Raw genomic sequence first — 18,686 nt, forward strand, 5'->3', positions numbered from 1 at the left:
GAAAAATGATGAGATTAGCAAATGGCATTGTATTAGATAAAGACACGACTTTTGGAGAATTGAAATTCTCTGCTCTACGTCGTGAAGTGAGAATCCAAAATGAAGACGGGTCGGTTTCAGATGAAATCAAGGAACGTACCTATGACTTAAAATCCAAAGGACAAGGACGCATGATTCAAGTAAGTATTCCTGCCAGCGTGCCTTTGAAAGAGTTTGATTATAACGCACGGGTGGAACTTATCAATCCCATTGCGGACACCGTTGCTACTGCCACCTATCAAGGAGCAGATGTTGACTGGTATATCAAGGCAGACGATATTGTGCTGACAAAGGATTCTAGTTCATTCAAAGCTCAACCACAAGCAAAGAAAGAACCGACACAAGACAAATAGTCGCTAGGTAGAAAGGAGACTTTTTCGCATGAAACAGCGTGGTAAAAGGATTCGCCCATCTGGTAAAGATTTAGTCTTTCATTTTACGATAGCGTCACTCCTGCCTGTTTTCCTGCTGGTTGTCGGACTGTTTCATGTGAAGACAATCCAGCAGATCAACTGGCAGGATTTTAACCTATCACAAGCAGATAAGATTGACATTCCCTATTTAATTATCAGTTTCAGTGTCGCAATTCTTATCTGCTTGCTGGTAGCGTTTGTATTCAAACGGGTTCGCTATGATACGGTTAAACAACTTTACCACCGTCAAAAACTGGCAAAGATGATACTTGAAAACAAGTGGTATGAATCTGAACAGGTCAAAACAGAGGGTTTCTTTAAAGATAGTGCTGGTCGTACAAAGGAAAAGATAACCTACTTCCCTAAAATGTATTATCGACTTAAAAATGGCTTGATACAGATACGGGTGGAAATCACGCTGGGAAAATATCAAGACCAACTCTTACACTTGGAAAAGAAATTAGAGAGTGGCTTGTACTGTGAGCTGACGGATAAAGAGTTAAAGGATTCCTATGTGGAATATACTTTGCTCTATGACACCATAGCCAGTCGTATTTCTATTGATGAAGTAGAAGCTAAAGATGGTAAACTTCGCTTAATGAAAAACGTATGGTGGGAATATGATAAGCTCCCTCATATGTTGATTGCTGGTGGTACAGGTGGCGGTAAAACTTACTTTATACTGACACTGATTGAAGCCTTGCTTCATACAGATTCAAAACTGTATATTCTTGACCCGAAAAATGCTGACCTTGCGGACTTAGGTTCTGTGATGGCAAATGTCTACTATAGAAAAGAAGACTTGCTTTCTTGCATTGAAACATTCTATGAAGAAATGATGAAACGTAGTGAGGAAATGAAGCAGATGAAGAACTATAAGACTGGCAAAAATTATGCTTACTTAGGTCTCCCGGCACACTTCTTAATCTTTGATGAATACGTCGCTTTCATGGAAATGCTGGGAACAAAAGAAAACACCGCAGTTATGAATAAGCTGAAACAGATTGTCATGTTAGGTCGTCAAGCTGGCTTCTTTCTAATACTGGCTTGTCAACGTCCAGACGCAAAATATTTAGGCGACGGAATCCGTGATCAGTTTAATTTCAGAGTGGCTTTAGGTCGTATGTCTGAAATGGGCTATGGCATGATGTTTGGCAGTGACGTACAAAAGGATTTCTTCTTAAAGCGAATCAAAGGTCGTGGCTATGTTGATGTAGGAACAAGTGTCATATCAGAGTTTTATACTCCCCTTGTACCAAAAGGATATGATTTCTTGGAGGAAATTAAAAAATTATCCAACAGCAGACAGTCCACGCAGGCGACGTGCGAAGCGGAAGTCGCAGGTGTGGACTGATCTTGCTGGCTGGTGTGGCAATAGCCACGCCAGCACTTAACCCCCCGTATCTAACAGGGGGGTACAAATCGACAGGAAACAGTCAAAAAAACATTAGAAAATCCTTTGGTTACAAGGGATTTACAAAATTTCAGCGTATGTCAAATGGGCTTTAAAAGTTGACATACGCCTTTTTGATTGGAGGGATTTTTACTGAATGAACAAACTTGGTTACAGCATTTAAAAGAAAAACGCTTGGCTTATGGACTATCTCAAAACCGTTTAGCTGTTGCGACTGGTATTACAAGGCAGTATCTAAGCGATATTGAAACAGGAAAAGTCAAGCCATCAGAGGATTTACAGCAGTCCCTTTGGGAAGCTCTGGAACGCTTCAATCCCGACGCTCCCCTTGAAATGCTGTTTGATTATGTAAGGATTCGCTTTCCGACAACAGACGTACAGCAGGTGGTCGAAAACATCTTACAACTGAAACTGTCCTATTTTCTTCATGAGGACTATGGTTTCTATTCTTATTCAGAGCATTATGCTTTAGGCGACATATTCGTCCTTTGCTCCCATGAACTGGACAAAGGAGTTCTGGTGGAATTGAAAGGTCGTGGGTGCAGACAATTTGAAAGCTATCTTCTGGCACAACAAAGAAGCTGGTATGAGTTCTTTATGGACGTTTTGGTGGCTGGCGGTGTGATGAAACGCCTTGACCTTGCCATTAACGATAAGACAGGGATTTTGAATATCCCTGTACTCACTGAAAAGTGCCAACAGGAAGAATGTATCTCCGTCTTCCACAGTTTTAAAAGCTATCGCAGTGGCGAACTGGTACGCAAAGAGGAAAAGGAATGTATGGGAAACACCCTCTATATCGGTTCATTACAAAGTGAAGTTTATTTCTGTATCTATGAAAAGGACTACGAGCAGTACAAGAAAAATGATATTCCCATTGAAGACGCAGAAGTAAAAAACCGTTTTGAGATTCGATTGAAAAATGAGCGTGCCTATTATGCAGTCCGTGATTTACTCGTCTATGACAATCCAGAGCATACCGCCTTTAAAATTATCAATCGGTATATCCGTTTTGTAGATAAAGACGATTCCAAACCTCGTTCTGATTGGAAACTGAATGAAGAATGGGCTTGGTTTATTGGGAACAATCGTGAACGATTAAAACTAACCACAAAACCAGAGCCTTACTCCTTCCAAAGGACGCTGAACTGGCTATCTCATCAAGTTGCCCCGACCTTAAAGGTTGCGATTAAACTTGATGAAATCAACCAGACGCAGGTTGTAAAAGACATTCTCGACCATGCGAAACTGACAGACCGACACAAGCATATTTTGAAGCAACAGTCAGTAAAAGAACAGGACGTGATAACAACAAAAAAATAACTCAAATACAAATTCATTGAATATAGAGAGGAGAACATTTTTATGAATTTTGGACAAAACCTTTATAACTGGTTTCTATCAAACGCTCAATCACTGGTGCTTTTAGCAATCGTTGTGATTGGCTTGTATCTTGGCTTCAAGCGTGAGTTTAGCAAACTGATTGGCTTTTTAATTATTGCGATTATTGCGGTTGGCTTAGTCTTCAACGCTGCTGGAGTAAAAGACATTTTACTAGAGCTATTCAATCGCATTATTGGTGCTTAAATAAAACCGTTCTTTTGTGGAATATAAGTGGTTTTCTTATGTTCCGCAAAGGAATGGTACACCAAACGAAGTGCGGTAGGGATTTTTGAATCTCTACAAAGAAAGGACGTGAATATATGGACGATATGCAAGTCTATATTGCGAATTTAGGCAAATACAATGAGGGCGAATTGGTCGGTGCGTGGTTTACCTTTCCCATTGACTTTGAGGAAGTCAAAGAGAAAATCGGCTTGAATGATGAATATGAGGAATACGCCATTCATGACTACGAGTTACCCTTTACGGTTGACGAATACACTTCCATTGGCGAACTCAATCGACTATGGGAAATGGTATCGGAATTACCCGAAGAATTACAATCGGAGCTATCTGCTCTGCTCACTCATTTTTCAAGCATTGAAGAACTAAGCGAACATCAAGAGGATATTATCATTCATTCCGATTGTGATGATATGTATGACGTGGCACGCTACTACATTGAAGAAACGGGTGCTTTAGGCGAAGTACCAGCTAGTCTTCAAAACTATATTGATTATCAAGCCTATGGTCGGGATTTAGACCTTTCAGGAACGTTTATCTCAACCAATCATGGGATTTTTGAAATCGTCTATTAAATCTGTCGGTACATTACTACTGGCAGATTTTCTATTTTACGGGGTGGCTCAATCAGCTACCCCTATTTTTTATGAAAGGATTGATTACATGAAGAAAATACGAAGCTATACCAGTATCTGGTCTGTGGAAAAGGTACTGTATTCTATCAATGATTTTAGACTTCCGTTTCCCATAACCTTTACGCAAATGACATGGTTTGTCGTGTCACTCTTTGCAGTGATGATACTTGGCAACTTGCCCCCTCTTTCCATGATAGAGGGAGCATTTCTCAAATACTTTGGGATTCCTGTGGCTTTCACATGGTTTATGTCTACAAAAACTTTTGATGGTAAAAAGCCTTATGGATTTTTGAAGTCTGTCATTGCTTATGCACTGCGACCAAAGCTGACCTATGCAGGAAAAAAAGTAACGCTTGGCAGAAACCAGCCACAAGAAGCCATTACAGCAGTTAGGAGTGAATTTTATGGCATATCCAATTAAATACATTGAAAACAATCTCGTCTGGAATAAAGACGGGGAATGTTATGCTTACTATGAGCTTGTTCCTTACAATTACTCATTTCTAAGTCCAGAACAGAAAATACAAGTGCATGATTCTTTCAGACAGCTTATCGCACAAAATCGTGATGGCAAAATTCATGCTTTACAAATCAGTACAGAATCCAGCATACGTTCTGCACAAGAGCGTTCCAAAAATGAAGTCACTGGCAAGCTCAAAGCGGTTGCCTATGACAAAATCGACCAACAGACAGACGCTTTAATATCCATGATTGGCGAAAATCAAGTGAACTACCGTTTCTTTATCGGCTTTAAGTTGCTTCTCAACGATCAGGAGTTTTCTATGAAAAGTCTTACCGTTGAAGCAAAAAATGCTTTGTCTGATTTTGTCTATGATGTGAACCATAAGCTGATGGGCGATTTTGTTAGTATGAGTAATGATGAAATCCTGCGTTTTCAGAAGATGGAAAAGCTCTTAGAAAATAAAATCTCTCGTCGTTTCAAAATCCGCAGGTTAGATAAGGACGACTTCGGCTATCTGATTGAACACCTTTACGGACAGACAGGCACTGCCTATGAAGAGTATGAGTACCATCTATCAAAGAAAAAGCTGGATAATGAAACGCTGATTAAATACTATGACTTGATTAAGCCTACTCGCTGTTTGGTGGAAGAAAAACAGCGATATTTGAAAATCCAGCAGGAAGATGAAACCGTCTATGTAGCTTACTTTACCATTAACAGCATTGTCGGAGAACTGGACTTCCCGTCCTCTGAAATCTTCTACTACCAGCAACAGCAATTTACATTCCCGATTGATACGTCAATGAATGTGGAAATTGTAGCGAATCGTAAAGCCCTATCTACTGTCCGCAATAAAAAGAAAGAACTGAAAGACTTGGATAACCACGCTTGGCAAAGTGATAATGAAACCAGCTCCAATGTGGCGGAAGCTCTGGAAAGTGTGAATGAGCTGGAAACCAATTTAGACCAAAGCAAGGAATCTATGTACAAGCTGTCTTATGTGGTAAGGGTATCAGCAAATGATCTTGACGAACTCAAACGTCGTTGTAATGAAGTGAAAGATTTTTATGACGATTTAAGCGTAAAACTGGTACGACCATTTGGGGATATGCTCGGCTTACATGAAGAATTTTTACCTGCCAGCAAGCGTTATATGAATGATTATATTCAATACGTGACCTCTGATTTCCTCGCTGGTTTAGGTTTTGGTGCTACTCAAATGCTGGGGGAAAATGAGGGGATTTATGTTGGCTACAGCTTAGATACTGGACGCAATGTCTATCTGAAACCTGCTCTTGCCAGTCAAGGGGTTAAGGGTTCAGTAACCAATGCGTTAGCGTCGGCTTTTGTTGGTTCGCTGGGTGGTGGTAAATCCTTTGCGAATAACCTTATCGTCTATTATGCGGTGCTTTATGGGGCACAAGCAGTGATTGTAGACCCAAAAGCAGAACGTGGCAGATGGAAAGAAACCTTGCCAGAGATTTCCCATGAAATCAATATCGTCACTCTGACTTCTGATGAGAAAAACAAAGGCTTACTTGACCCTTATGTGATTATGAAAAATCCCAAAGATTCTGAATCACTGGCTATTGATATTCTGACATTCCTTACGGGGATTTCCTCTCGTGATGGGGAACGCTTCCCAATCCTTAGAAAAGCCATTCGTGCAGTAACCAATAGTGAAGTACGAGGGTTGATGAAAGTGATTGAGGAATTACGGGTTGAGAATACGCCACTAAGTACCAGTATAGCCGACCATATCGAAAGTTTTACAGACTATGACTTTGCACATTTATTATTCAGTAATGGTTATGTGGAGCAGTCTATCAGCTTAGAAAAACAACTGAACATTATACAGGTTGCGGACTTGGTACTTCCCGACAAGGAAACTTCCTTTGAGGAATATACCACTATGGAGCTTTTATCCGTTGCTATGCTGATTGTCATTAGTACCTTTGCTTTAGACTTTATCCATACAGACCGAAGCATTTTCAAGATTGTAGATTTAGACGAAGCATGGAGCTTTTTACAGGTAGCACAAGGAAAAACACTATCTATGAAGCTGGTTCGGGCTGGTCGTGCTATGAACGCTGGGGTATATTTCGTGACCCAAAATACAGACGACCTCTTAGATGAAAAACTGAAAAATAACCTCGGCTTAAAATTTGCATTTCGTTCCACTGACCTTAACGAGATTAAAAAGACCTTAGCCTTTTTTGGTGTAGACCCAGAGGACGAAAACAATCAGAAGCGATTGCGTGATTTGGAAAACGGGCAATGCCTTATCAGTGATTTATATGGTCGTGTCGGTGTGATACAGTTCCACCCTGTATTTGAAGAACTGCTCCATGCCTTTGATACCAGACCACCTGTGCGAAAAGAGGTGTAAATGTGAAACCATCAATAGTAAACAGAATAAAATCAAACTGGACGCTGAAACGTCTAGGTAAAGTGGCAATGACAGTGGCTTTCACACTTGTGATTGCCATTTTTCTTTTAGCCATGCTGGGAACGGTGGTTCAAGCTGCGGGCTTGGTAGATGATACGGTCAATGTGGCAAATGAATACAGCCGATACCCACTTGAAAACTATCAACTGGATTTTTATGTGGATAATAGCTGGGGCTGGCTTCCGTGGAACTGGTCGGACGGGATTGGAAAACAGGTCATGTATGGACTATATGCCATTACCAATTTTATTTGGACAATCAGTTTGTATGTTTCCAATGCGACAGGTTACTTAGTACAGGAAGCCTATTCCTTAGACTTCATTTCCGCTACAGCAGATTCCATTGGTAAGAATATGCAGACCTTAGCTGGTGTGAGTGCAAACGGATTTTCAACAGAGGGTTTCTATGTTGGATTCCTCTTACTCTTGATTTTGGTTCTTGGGGTTTATGTTGCCTATACGGGACTGATAAAGAGAGAAACCACAAAGGCAATTCATGCCATTATGAATTTTGTGCTGGTGTTTATCCTATCGGCTTCCTTTATTGCCTACGCTCCCGACTACATTAAAAAAATCAATGACTTTTCATCAGACATCAGTAATGCCAGTTTATCACTTGGCACGAAGATTGTCATGCCCCATTCCGATAGTCAAGGCAAGGACAGCGTGGACTTAATCAGAGATAGCCTGTTTTCCATACAGGTTCAGCAACCGTGGCTACTGCTTCAATACAACAGTTCAGACATTGAAAGTATCGGTATTGACCGTGTGGAAAGCCTGCTCTCCACCAGCCCAGATTCCAACAATGGCGAAGACAGAGAAAAAATTGTTGCGGAAGAAATTGAAGACAGAAGCAATACCAATCTAACCATTACAAAGACCATTAACCGTTTAGGTACAGTCTTCTTCCTATTTGTCTTCAATATTGGGATTTCCATATTTGTATTCCTATTAACAGGAATCATGATTTTCTCGCAGGTACTTTTTATCATCTATGCTATGTTTCTGCCTGTGAGCTTTATTTTAAGCATGATTCCATCATTTGATGGTATGTCAAAACGAGCCATAACAAAGCTCTTTAATACCATTTTGACACGAGCTGGAATCACATTGATTATTACGACAGCATTTAGTATTTCAACCATGCTCTATACCTTATCGGCTGGTTATCCGTTCTTTTTGATTGCTTTTCTACAGATTGTGACCTTTGCAGGAATCTACTTCAAGCTGGGCGATTTAATGAGTATGTTTTCTCTACAGAGTAACGATTCTCAAAGTGTGGGAAGTCGTGTGATGAGAAAACCTCGTATGCTTATGCACGCTCACATGCACCGTCTACAGCGGAAACTTGGACGTTCCATGACTACTCTAGGGGCTGGGTCTGCCATTGTTACAGGTAAAAAAGGACAGTCGGGTTCGGGGAGTTCTGCAAGGACACAAGCAGATCACTCCCGACCAGACGGAAAGGAAAAATCAACACTTGGAAAACGTATCGGTCAAACCATCGGTACAGTAGCTGATACCAAAGACAGAATGGTAGACACTGCTAGTGGTTTGAAAGAACAGGTTAAAGATTTGCCGACCAATGCAAGATATGCAGTATATCAAGGAAAATCCAAAGTAAAAGAGAATGTCCGTGATTTAACCAGTAGTATTTCTCAAACCAAAGCGGACAGAGCCAGTGGACGCAAGGAACAGCAGGAACAAAGGCGAAAAACCATTGCGAAGCGTCGCTCTGAAATGGAACAGGTCAAACAGAAAAAACAGCCTGCTTCTTCTGTTCATGAAAGACCGACTACAAGACAAGAACAATATCATGATGAACAGACCTCAAAACAGTCTAATATTCAGACTTCATATAAGGAATCTCAACAAGCCAAACAAGAGCGTCCAGCAGTTAAGTCCGATTTTTCAAGTCCAAAAGTGGAACGCCAAGGCAATACCGTTCAAGAAAAAACCGTTCAAAAGCCAGCAACTTCAACCACTACAGCAGATAGAACTTCACAACGTCCAATCACAAAAGAACGTCCGTCTACTGTTCAAAGAGTACCACTACAAAATACAAGAAGTAGACCACCAATCAAAACCGCCACCATTAAGAAAGTCGGTAAGAAACCATGAAGTTGAAAACTTTAGTGATTGGTGGTTCTGGATTATTCTTGATGGTCTTCTCACTGCTTCTGTTTGTTGCCATTTTATTTTCAGATGAACAGGACAGCGGAATTTCCAATATTCATTATGGAGGTGTGAATGTTTCCGCAGAAGTGCTGGCTCATAAGCCTATGGTAGAAAAATATGCCAAAGAATATGGCGTTGAAGAATATGTCAACATACTTCTTGCGATTATACAGGTGGAATCGGGCGGTACTGCGGAAGATGTTATGCAGTCCTCGGAATCCCTCGGTCTTCCACCTAATTCATTGAGTACAGAAGAATCCATTAAGCAAGGTGTGAAGTATTTCAGTGAATTATTAGCCAGTAGCGAAAGGCTCAGTGTAGATTTAGAATCGGTTATCCAGTCCTACAATTATGGTGGTGGTTTCTTAGGGTATGTGGCTAATCGTGGAAATAAATATACCTTTGAACTGGCTCAAAGTTTCTCAAAAGAGTATTCAGGTGGCGAAAAAGTGTCTTACCCCAATCCCATAGCCATACCTATCAATGGGGGCTGGCGATACAACTATGGCAATATGTTTTATGTGCAACTGGTAACGCAGTATCTTGTCACAACAGAGTTTGATGATGATACGGTACAAGCCATCATGGACGAAGCACTGAAATATGAGGGCTGGCGATACGTTTACGGTGGAGCTTCCCCGACTACTTCTTTTGATTGTAGCGGACTGACACAATGGACGTATGGAAAAGCTGGAATTAACTTACCACGAACCGCACAACAGCAATATGATGTGACCCAGCATATCCCACTATCGGAAGCACAAGCTGGCGATTTGGTTTTCTTTCATTCTACCTATAACGCTGGCTCTTATATTACTCATGTTGGGATATACCTTGGCAATAACCGTATGTTTCATGCAGGCGACCCAATCGGTTATGCCGACTTAACAAGCCCCTACTGGCAACAGCATTTAGTGGGAGCAGGACGAATCAAACAATGAGAAAGGAAGATTTAATGATGAAATTTAGAAAAAATCAGAATAAAGAAAAACAGATACCAAAGGAAAAGAAACCTCGTGTCTACTATAAGGTCAATCCTCATAAAAAGGTTGTGATTGCCTTGTGGGTACTTTTAGGGCTTAGTTTCAGCTTTGCGATATTCAAGCACTTTACAGCTATAGATACTCATACTATTCACGAAACAACTATCATAGAAAAGGAATACGTTGATACTCATCATGTAGAAAATTTTGTAGAGAACTTTGCGAAAGTCTACTATTCATGGGAGCAATCCGATAAGTCCATTGATAATCGAATGGAAAGTCTAAAAGGCTATCTGACAGATGAACTTCAAGCTCTCAATGTTGATACAGTACGCAAAGATATTCCTGTATCGTCTTCTGTAAGAGGATTTCAGATATGGACGGTAGAGCCAACTGGCGACAATGAGTTTAATGTAACCTACAGTGTAGACCAGCTCATTACAGAGGGAGAAAATACAAAGACCGTCCACTCTGCTTATATAGTGAGTGTCTATGTAGATGGTTCTGGAAATATGGTACTGGTTAAGAATCCGACCATTACCAACATACCTAAGAAATCAAGTTATAAACCAAAAGCCATTGAAAGTGAGGGGACGGTTGATTCCATTACAACCAATGAAATCAATGAGTTTTTAACGACGTTCTTCAAGCTCTATCCTACAGCGACAGCCAGTGAACTTTCCTACTATGTGAATGACGGGATATTAAAACCAATCGGAAAAGAGTACATCTTTCAAGAACTGGTAAATCCTATTCACAATCGTAAGGATAATCAAGTCACGGTATCGCTGACAGTGGAGTATATCGACCAGCAGACCAAAGCAACGCAGGTATCTCAATTTGATTTGGTACTTGAAAAGAACGGGAGTAATTGGAAGATTATAGAATAACAAATATTGGTACATTATTACAGCTATTTTGTAATCACGTACTCTCTTTGATAAAAAATTGGAGATTCCTTTACAAATATGCTCTTACGTGCTATAATTTAAGTATCTATTTAAAAGGAGTTAATAAATATGCGGCAAGGTATTCTTAAATAAACTGTCAATTTGATAGTGGGAACAAATAATTGGATGTCCTTTTTTAGGAGGGCTTAGTTTTTTGTACCCAGTTTAAGAATACCTTTATCATGTGATTCTAAAGTATCCGGAGAATATCTGTATGCTTTGTATGCCTATAGTTATGCATAAAAATCCCAGTGATAAGAGTATTTATCACTGGGATTTTTATGCCCTTTTGGGCTTTTGAATGGAGGAAAATCACATGAAAATTATTAATATTGGAGTTTTAGCTCATGTTGATGCGGGAAAAACTACCTTAACAGAAAGCTTATTATATAACAGTGGAGCGATTACAGAATTAGGAAGCGTGGACAAAGGTACAACGAGGACGGATAATACGCTTTTAGAACGTCAGAGAGGAATTACAATTCAGACAGGAATAACCTCTTTTCAGTGGGAAAATACGAAGGTGAACATCATAGACACGCCAGGACATATGGATTTCTTAGCAGAAGTATATCGTTCATTATCAGTTTTAGATGGGGCAATTCTACTGATTTCTGCAAAAGATGGCGTACAAGCACAAACTCGTATATTATTTCATGCACTTAGGAAAATGGGGATTCCCACAATCTTTTTTATCAATAAGATTGACCAAAATGGAATTGATTTATCAACGGTTTATCAGGATATTAAAGAGAAACTTTCTGCCGAAATTGTAATCAAACAGAAGGTAGAACTGTATCCTAATATGTGTGTGACGAACTTTACCGAATCTGAACAATGGGATACGGTAATAGAGGGAAACGATGACCTTTTAGAGAAATATATGTCCGGTAAATCATTAGAAGCATTGGAACTCGAACAAGAGGAAAGCATAAGATTTCAGAATTGTTCTCTGTTCCCTCTTTATCATGGAAGTGCAAAAAGTAATATAGGGATTGATAACCTTATAGAAGTTATTACTAATAAATTTTATTCATCAACACATCGAGGTCAGTCTGAACTTTGCGGAAAAGTTTTCAAAATTGAGTATTCGGAAAAAAGACAGCGTCTTGCATATATACGTCTTTATAGTGGCGTACTGCATTTGCGAGATTCGGTTAGAATATCGGAAAAGGAAAAAATAAAAATTACAGAAATGTATACTTCAATAAATGGTGAATTATGTAAAATCGATAAGGCTTATTCCGGGGAAATTGTTATTTTGCAGAATGAGTTTTTGAAGTTAAATAGTGTTCTTGGAGATACAAAACTATTGCCACAGAGAAAAAAGATTGAAAATCCGCACCCTCTACTACAAACAACTGTTGAACCGAGTAAACCTGAACAGAGAGAAATGTTGCTTGATGCCCTTTTGGAAATCTCAGATAGTGATCCGCTTCTACGATATTACGTGGATTCTACGACACATGAAATTATACTTTCTTTCTTAGGGAAAGTACAAATGGAAGTGATTAGTGCACTGTTGCAAGAAAAGTATCATGTGGAGATAGAACTAAAAGAGCCTACAGTCATTTATATGGAGAGACCGTTAAAAAATGCAGAATATACCATTCACATCGAAGTGCCGCCAAATCCTTTCTGGGCTTCCATTGGTTTATCTGTATCACCGCTTCCGTTGGGAAGTGGAATGCAGTATGAGAGCTCGGTTTCTCTTGGATACTTAAATCAATCATTTCAAAATGCAGTTATGGAAGGGATACGCTATGGTTGCGAACAAGGATTATATGGTTGGAATGTGACGGACTGTAAAATCTGTTTTAAGTATGGCTTATACTATAGCCCTGTTAGTACCCCAGCAGATTTTCGGATGCTTGCTCCTATTGTATTGGAACAAGTCTTAAAAAAAGCTGGAACAGAATTGTTAGAGCCATATCTTAGTTTTAAAATTTATGCGCCACAGGAATATCTTTCACGAGCATACAACGATGCTCCTAAATATTGTGCGAACATCGTAGACACTCAATTGAAAAATAATGAGGTCATTCTTAGTGGAGAAATCCCTGCTCGGTGTATTCAAGAATATCGTAGTGATTTAACTTTCTTTACAAATGGACGTAGTGTTTGTTTAACAGAGTTAAAAGGGTACCATGTTACTACCGGTGAACCTGTTTGCCAGCCCCGTCGTCCAAATAGTCGGATAGATAAAGTACGATATATGTTCAATAAAATAACTTAGTGTATTTTATGTTGTTATATAAATATGGTTTCTTGTTAAATAAGATGAAATATTTTTTAATAAAGATTTGAATTAAAGTGTAAAGGAGGAGATAGTTATTATAAACTACAAGTGGATATTGTGTGCTGAGAGCTTTCTTCTATACTAATAGACGAAAGGGTGTGAAAATGATTTTTAAATGATACTGTGGAACGGAACAGTAGCCCTAGTATTGACTACTGTCGTTTCTATTCATATTGGCTATTCTAGGACTGAGATGAAAAAATCTATAAATGCTCAGAATAAAATTGAACCCGCAAATCTCCCCAAAACAATGGTGAGTCATGTACTTGTATTATTCCGAAAAAATACACCTCTGGTGCAGTGAGACAAATTGGTGTATCTTATAGTGGCTTCGTAGATGAAAGCTATACTCTACTATCACTCTTTGATGATGTAGAACAAATTGAAAAAGATAATAGACTTCAGACAGCTATTGATGTTGTCAGAGAACAGTTTGGTTTTTTAGCCATACAAAAAGGAACCGTCCTAACTGAAGGTTCCAGAAATATTGAACGCAGTAAACTTATCGGTGGTCATTCCGCGGGTGGATTGGAGGGATTAAAATGAAACAAGAAAAAAATACAGTACAATTTTCAGAAATCCGTAGCAAAGGATGTAATGATATTGAAATGCTTGAAAGATTTTTACATGGAATCGTTGAAACAGCAACTTCAAAACTTCGTCAGAGAAAACTCAAAACAACTGAAATATCGATACGACTAGTACATGCTAAATCTGAAAACCGATTACCATTGGAATTTACATTTAGCATTAAGCCAACAAGCTCATCTGTGATAATCTATACTGAGGTAATCAATCGCTTTAAAGAATGTTACACAGGTGGGGGAATTCAAGGTTTTACGATTCAATTTGATAAAAATACCCTTGCCTCTGCATAGAAAGGATTTGATATGATTGACCGTTCATATTTACCATTTCAATCAGCAAGAGAGTACCAGGATACAAAGATGCAAAAATGGATGGGCTTTTTCCTATCTGAACATGCATCAGCACTCTCTGATGATACAAACAAAGTAACGTACATGTCTGACTTATCACTAGAGAAGAAATTATTACTCCTCAGTCAAGTATACGCCGGGCAGCTACGCACACGCATTCAAGTGATTGAAAAAAACAAGCGTGTTTCCTACACTGGAACAATACCAAGTCTGACCAAAGATTTCATTTTGATAAAAACTACAACAGGTCACATCAATTTGAAATTAAAAGACATTATTAGTATTGAACTTGTCGAGGAGGTGCTCTATGAATCAGCTTGAGTTTCAGCGTAATCACCTACAAATGGACTATTATAGCGAGAGCTACCAAGATTTTGAACGTGACTTCTACCGCTACTCTAACATGAATATTCCATTGACCTTCCTAACTGATGATATCCTAAAAACAATGGCGACTTCACGTAAGAATTACTTTGTCCTCAATAAGGAAAAGTCCAGAGATAACCGCGATCACTTCTTCATATTTGAAGTAAGTACCGTAGATGAGAATCCGCTAATCTATCATTATACATATAAGAAAACTACAATATATTTAGCAGAAAAATAGGAGCAGTTCAATTGACTGTTCCTATTTTTAATATTCATAAAATCTAAAGTCTTTATACTCTTTAACAATGGAGTCGCCAACCAGAACAGACTATACTGACCAGCGACTACCTTAAATTTAATGTTTCAGATTTATTTTCTTATCTCTAATTTCATAAACTACATCTGCTACATTTTCGAGTAATCGTTTATCGTGGGTGATAAACACGATAGTTCCGGTGTACTCCTTCATTAGTATTTCCAAAGCCTCTAAACTTGGTATGTCAAGGAAGTTACTGGGTTCATCCATTATTAGGATGTTATATCTACCCATGAGCATTTTAGCAAGCAACAATTTTATAATTTCTCCACCGCTTAAAACAGATAAACTTTTTCCAATATCGTTCTGTTTGAACCCCATAGATGCTAGCACTGAACGAATTTCTGATATATTGTAGTCACAATCCTTCTGCATAAACTCCATAACATTCTGATTACTGTTGTACTTGTAACCATTCTGTGCAAAGTAACCTATTTTTGCCTTAGGCGAAATAGAAATTCCTTCTTCATGGTTTAAGATCATTTGGATTAAAGTTGTTTTTCCGATTCCATTACCACCAGTTAACGCCACTTTTGCTCCTAACGGAATTTGAAAAGATGCATTTTCAAACAGAGCCTTATCCCCAAATACTTTATTAATTTCTGCACCGACTATAGGGTATGGATTATGGAGCTCCAATGCTTTACTTTGCCTGAAACGAATTCTGCGAATGCCTTCCGGAGCTTCTACTTTTCCTAAGGCCGCAATCCTGTGCTCTAGGGTTTTAGCAGCATTATACATCTTTTTTTCCTTACTTCCTATTGATTTTTGATGAGCTAAACGCCCTCCGTCTTCAGTACTTTTTTTCTTTGAAGAACCTTTTGCCTTCTGTTCTATTTTACGAGCCTGTTTTCGCTTTTCCTCCGCAGCCCTTTCCAATCGGGCACGTTCCGCAATAAATTGTTCGTATTCTGCAGCTTGGCTCTTACGTTCTTCCTCTTTCTGACGAAGATAATCAGAATAGTTTCCCCAATACTCAGTGATTTTGCCATCTTTCAGTTCCCATATTTTATCTACTATTTCATCAAGAAAATAGCGGTCATGGCTAATAACTAACAGTGCACCTGTAAAATATTTTAGCTGTCCTATTAGAAAATCAATTCCTTCACGGTCTAAATGGCTCGTAGGTTCATCCGCTAAAATACCATGAACCTGTGCCGATAAGGCCTGTGCTATTTTAAGCCTTGTTTCTTCACCACCGCTCATAGTCTGTATATTTAATTGCTCAACACCTAGCTTGCCTACAAGTGCAAAATCTTTTTCCTCCTGCAGAGTTACTTCGTCCAACTGGGGAATATAGGCAAGTTCACCCAGACGATTCATTTTACATCCTGGGGGAGTTAATTCTCCTAAAAGTACCCTGAGTAAAGTGCTTTTTCCAGCACCATTTGCTCCTACTAAACCAATACGGTCATAATCATATACTTCTAATTCATTTATATCTAAAACATCGCGTCCTTTGAATTCCACACGAATGTCTTTTGCTTTTAATATTAATTCCATAACATTTCCTCCAATATTGTTTATTTTAAATCTAATTTTCTAACCTCAGTTATCATTTGGCAAACTATAGCAATGCCAATAATTAAAATACCTGATAGTAAAAACCAATGATTTACACCGATTTTATCAGCAAAGAATCCAGAAAGAATTAACCCAATTGGCATAGCAAGTGACATGATACTTCCGATCAAAGAAAATACACGTCCTAAATATTCAGGCTTAATTTTCTCCTGAAAAAGAGCTGTTTGCACACCGCTATAAAATGGCACCGAAAGCCCCATTATTGCACAGCAAACTACGAATATTACAAATCCATTTGGAGGAAGTATTCCCGAAACGGCTAAACTGGTCCCCATTATAAAAAATGAACTTGTTATTAGTAATACATGCTTTTCGAAGCCCCCTAATCTTCCTAATAATAAGCCTCCTGCTAGCATCCCAAATGCAAAGGAAATTTCCGTAATAGAAATATGCACAGGTGTTCCATTAAAGTGTTCCATGCTTATTAAAGGAAATAGTGCATTGATTGGCATATAAACAAAAGTATATAGTGTTCCTAAGAGTAATAAGGCAAACAATCCTTTGTTTTGTCTCAGAACCACAACTCCTTCTTTCATCTCCCTTATGAAATTTGGTTCTAAACTTTGCACTTGATTACCCAGCTTAGGTATACGTACAATTGCTACCGTAATAGATGCAATCACAGCACCCAATACGTCGATGGCAATAATAGCATTTAAATCCCAAACGGAGTATAAGAGTGCTGCAACTGCCGGACTAACAATATAGCTTATAGACTGCAAAGACTGACTATAGCCTGCGCATTTCGTTAGCTGTTCTTCTGGTACTAAAAGTGGTGTAACCGCATTGAGTGCTGGGGTATGAAAAGCTGTTCCAATGCTACGGATAAACAATACTATCATAATCATCCAGACAGGTAGCTCCATACAGAATGCAACAATAGCAAGCACTGCACCAGCTGCTGCGATAATTAAATCGGCACCAATCATTATCTTCTTCCTATCATGACGATCCACTAGCACACCAATGGCAGGTCCCAAAATCGCATAGGGTAAAAAACCTACTAATGAAGCCATAGACAAGACCATCGCAGATCCTGTTTTTTCTGTAAGGTAAAAAATAATCGCCATTTGCAGGATGGCACTAGTGATTAATGATACTGCTTGCCCTGCCCATATTGCATAAAATTTTCGTTTCCAATTGTTGTATTTTTCCATTTATATTATCTCCTGCATATTATTTTGCTTGAATTTCTATTTTGAATAGCATTCTAGGCAATAAAAAATGCAGGCCAAACCCCACAATGTGGCTTTTGGTCTGCATACATACAATTTGGAAACATTCATATTAAAGACATAGTTAAATAAAGGTATAGTTAAATAACCAATATCCTCACCGTAACTAATGAATGCTCAATATCGTATAAATAAGCACAACAAAAAAGCCTATCATCGGGTATAGATTCTGCTTTTTTTATTGCCAGCTTATCTTAAACGCATTGAGGCTGTCATAGTTTCGGTTCCTCCTACATCTTTGTTTATATCAATTTATAGTATAACACAACAAGATGATATGTTCAATATAAAAGTTATGGAATGAGACTCATACTTCCAATTCGATGCCAGATTTAAAGGATATGACGAAGTTTTCTTCATAGACTGTAACGCTCTGGATTATCTTCCTTAGTAGCAAGCGATTAGCTTTCACAAAATCTTCTGTTTGTAGTTTTAAAAATTCATCAGGATTTTCTAACTCAACCTCAAAATATTTCATTTTACATTCCCTCATTTCATTTATTGATAAATTGAGTTTGCAAAAAAGAGTGGACAATTTTTGTCTACTCTTAACCTTTAAAATAGTTTTTTTTAATCGATTTGAAGTTGCCTAAATTATTACTTATTCGGTAAAATGAAGTATTGCTTTCAACAGATTTCCTTCAACTACACTTCACTTGATTCAAACAAGGTGGGTACATTTCTATTCCCACAAACTCCTTGTCAATGGAAACAAACACGTACCCACAGGGTAAATGGAAATAGAAACTGATAATTTCTAGCTATCACTTCTACTCATTCCAAAAATTTTCTCACT

19 protein-coding genes and 1 pseudogene are annotated in these 18,686 nt (G+C 38.6%); 17 read left to right on the top strand and 3 right to left on the bottom strand.

Annotated features, from left to right (window positions below; genetic code table 11):
* Positions 1–5 precede the first annotated feature (5 nt).
* The 17 genes and pseudogenes from ADH81_RS06250 to ADH81_RS06325 all read left to right on the top strand — a co-directional run bounded on the left by ADH81_RS06250 (position 6) and on the right by ADH81_RS06325 (position 14,993).
* Positions 6–392: a YdcP family protein gene (locus tag ADH81_RS06250; protein WP_000985015.1), complete on the top strand. Its 387-nt coding sequence runs from the start codon at positions 6–8 to the stop codon at positions 390–392.
* A gap of 28 nt (positions 393–420) precedes the next feature.
* Positions 421–1,806, top strand: a complete 1,386-nt coding sequence (locus tag ADH81_RS06255; protein ID WP_000813488.1) for an FtsK/SpoIIIE domain-containing protein — start codon at positions 421–423, stop codon at positions 1,804–1,806.
* A 2-nt stretch (positions 1,807–1,808) separates the two neighbouring features.
* On the top strand, positions 1,809–1,961 hold the full coding sequence (locus ADH81_RS10760) for a hypothetical protein (RefSeq protein WP_000879507.1): 153 nt from the start codon (positions 1,809–1,811) through the stop codon (positions 1,959–1,961).
* Between the two features lie 22 nt (positions 1,962–1,983).
* Positions 1,984–3,189, top strand: coding sequence for a MobT family relaxase (mobT, locus tag ADH81_RS06260; protein WP_049527351.1), 1,206 nt, complete (start codon positions 1,984–1,986; stop codon positions 3,187–3,189).
* Between the two features lie 42 nt (positions 3,190–3,231).
* Positions 3,232–3,453 (top strand): hypothetical protein, encoded by a 222-nt coding sequence (locus ADH81_RS06265; RefSeq protein WP_001009056.1) that lies wholly within the window; start codon positions 3,232–3,234, stop codon positions 3,451–3,453.
* Between the two features lie 116 nt (positions 3,454–3,569).
* Positions 3,570–4,067 (top strand): antirestriction protein ArdA, encoded by a 498-nt coding sequence (locus ADH81_RS06270; RefSeq protein WP_000342539.1) that lies wholly within the window; start codon positions 3,570–3,572, stop codon positions 4,065–4,067.
* A gap of 88 nt (positions 4,068–4,155) precedes the next feature.
* On the top strand, positions 4,156–4,548 hold the full coding sequence (locus tag ADH81_RS06275; RefSeq protein ID WP_000723888.1) for a conjugal transfer protein: 393 nt from the start codon (positions 4,156–4,158) through the stop codon (positions 4,546–4,548).
* A complete protein-coding gene (locus ADH81_RS06280) occupies positions 4,532–6,979 on the top strand; it encodes an ATP-binding protein (RefSeq protein ID WP_000331160.1) in 2,448 nt (815 codons plus the stop codon). The genes ADH81_RS06275 and ADH81_RS06280 overlap by 17 nt, the downstream gene beginning before the upstream one ends.
* 2 nt (positions 6,980–6,981) lie before the next feature.
* A complete protein-coding gene (locus tag ADH81_RS06285) occupies positions 6,982–9,159 on the top strand; it encodes a CD3337/EF1877 family mobilome membrane protein (RefSeq protein WP_000804748.1) in 2,178 nt (725 codons plus the stop codon).
* Complete coding sequence (locus ADH81_RS06290) at positions 9,156–10,157, top strand: lysozyme family protein (protein ID WP_000769868.1); 1,002 nt, start codon at positions 9,156–9,158, stop codon at positions 10,155–10,157. The genes ADH81_RS06285 and ADH81_RS06290 overlap by 4 nt, the downstream gene beginning before the upstream one ends.
* Positions 10,154–11,089 (top strand): conjugal transfer protein, encoded by a 936-nt coding sequence (locus tag ADH81_RS06295; protein ID WP_001224320.1) that lies wholly within the window; start codon positions 10,154–10,156, stop codon positions 11,087–11,089. Before ADH81_RS06290 ends, ADH81_RS06295 begins: the two co-directional genes overlap by 4 nt.
* Before the next feature lie 313 nt (positions 11,090–11,402).
* Positions 11,403–11,450: pseudogene (locus tag ADH81_RS11640) on the top strand (hypothetical protein); the annotation flags it as partial.
* Positions 11,451–11,465: 15 nt separating this feature from the next.
* On the top strand, positions 11,466–13,385 hold the full coding sequence (tet(M), locus tag ADH81_RS06300) for a tetracycline resistance ribosomal protection protein Tet(M) (protein ID WP_049527354.1): 1,920 nt from the start codon (positions 11,466–11,468) through the stop codon (positions 13,383–13,385).
* Positions 13,386–13,748: 363 nt separating this feature from the next.
* Positions 13,749–13,994: a hypothetical protein gene (locus ADH81_RS06310; protein WP_001813542.1), complete on the top strand. Its 246-nt coding sequence runs from the start codon at positions 13,749–13,751 to the stop codon at positions 13,992–13,994.
* A complete protein-coding gene (locus tag ADH81_RS06315; protein ID WP_000806926.1) occupies positions 13,991–14,326 on the top strand; it encodes a hypothetical protein in 336 nt (111 codons plus the stop codon). Before ADH81_RS06310 ends, ADH81_RS06315 begins: the two co-directional genes overlap by 4 nt.
* Positions 14,327–14,338: 12 nt before the next feature.
* Positions 14,339–14,707, top strand: coding sequence for a hypothetical protein (locus ADH81_RS06320; protein WP_000567222.1), 369 nt, complete (start codon positions 14,339–14,341; stop codon positions 14,705–14,707).
* Positions 14,694–14,993, top strand: a complete 300-nt coding sequence (locus tag ADH81_RS06325) for a DUF5960 family protein (protein ID WP_001072467.1) — start codon at positions 14,694–14,696, stop codon at positions 14,991–14,993. Before ADH81_RS06320 ends, ADH81_RS06325 begins: the two co-directional genes overlap by 14 nt.
* A 117-nt stretch (positions 14,994–15,110) precedes the next feature.
* Here ADH81_RS06325 and msr(D) read toward each other — a convergent pair whose 3' ends face one another.
* The 3 genes from msr(D) to ADH81_RS06340 form a co-directional block, all read right to left on the bottom strand.
* Positions 15,111–16,574 carry an ABC-F type ribosomal protection protein Msr(D) gene (gene msr(D), locus ADH81_RS06330; RefSeq protein WP_000420313.1) on the bottom strand — a complete coding sequence of 488 codons (1,464 nt, stop codon included), beginning with the start codon at positions 16,572–16,574 and terminating at the stop codon, positions 15,111–15,113.
* A gap of 20 nt (positions 16,575–16,594) precedes the next feature.
* Positions 16,595–17,812 carry a macrolide efflux MFS transporter Mef(A) gene (gene mef(A) / locus ADH81_RS06335; RefSeq protein WP_000417519.1) on the bottom strand — a complete coding sequence of 406 codons (1,218 nt, stop codon included), beginning with the start codon at positions 17,810–17,812 and terminating at the stop codon, positions 16,595–16,597.
* Positions 17,813–18,197: 385 nt separating this feature from the next.
* Entirely contained in the window at positions 18,198–18,368 is a 171-nt protein-coding gene (locus ADH81_RS06340) for a hypothetical protein (RefSeq protein WP_000873143.1), read from the bottom strand.
* Positions 18,369–18,686: the final 318 nt, after the last annotated feature.

Source organism: Streptococcus pseudopneumoniae (assembly GCF_001072925.1).
Taxonomy (GTDB): domain Bacteria; phylum Bacillota; class Bacilli; order Lactobacillales; family Streptococcaceae; genus Streptococcus; species Streptococcus pseudopneumoniae_Q.

Bases quoted from the DNA above. Each gene is read 5' to 3' on its own strand.
- ADH81_RS06265 (WP_001009056.1), top strand. From the start codon at position 3,232: ATGAATTTTGGACAAAACCTTTATAACTGGTTTCTATCAAACGCTCAA.
- ADH81_RS06295 (WP_001224320.1), top strand. From the start codon at position 10,154: ATGAGAAAGGAAGATTTAATGATGAAATTTAGAAAAAATCAGAATAAA.
- ADH81_RS06275 (WP_000723888.1), top strand. From the start codon at position 4,156: ATGAAGAAAATACGAAGCTATACCAGTATCTGGTCTGTGGAAAAGGTA.
- ADH81_RS06325 (WP_001072467.1), top strand. From the start codon at position 14,694: ATGAATCAGCTTGAGTTTCAGCGTAATCACCTACAAATGGACTATTAT.
- ADH81_RS06290 (WP_000769868.1), top strand. From the start codon at position 9,156: ATGAAGTTGAAAACTTTAGTGATTGGTGGTTCTGGATTATTCTTGATG.
- ADH81_RS06340 (WP_000873143.1), bottom strand. From the start codon at position 18,368: ATGAAATATTTTGAGGTTGAGTTAGAAAATCCTGATGAATTTTTAAAA.
- ADH81_RS06280 (WP_000331160.1), top strand. From the start codon at position 4,532: ATGGCATATCCAATTAAATACATTGAAAACAATCTCGTCTGGAATAAA.
- ADH81_RS06315 (WP_000806926.1), top strand. From the start codon at position 13,991: ATGAAACAAGAAAAAAATACAGTACAATTTTCAGAAATCCGTAGCAAA.
- ADH81_RS06270 (WP_000342539.1), top strand. From the start codon at position 3,570: ATGGACGATATGCAAGTCTATATTGCGAATTTAGGCAAATACAATGAG.
- ADH81_RS06255 (WP_000813488.1), top strand. From the start codon at position 421: ATGAAACAGCGTGGTAAAAGGATTCGCCCATCTGGTAAAGATTTAGTC.
- ADH81_RS06250 (WP_000985015.1), top strand. From the start codon at position 6: ATGATGAGATTAGCAAATGGCATTGTATTAGATAAAGACACGACTTTT.
- ADH81_RS06320 (WP_000567222.1), top strand. From the start codon at position 14,339: ATGATTGACCGTTCATATTTACCATTTCAATCAGCAAGAGAGTACCAG.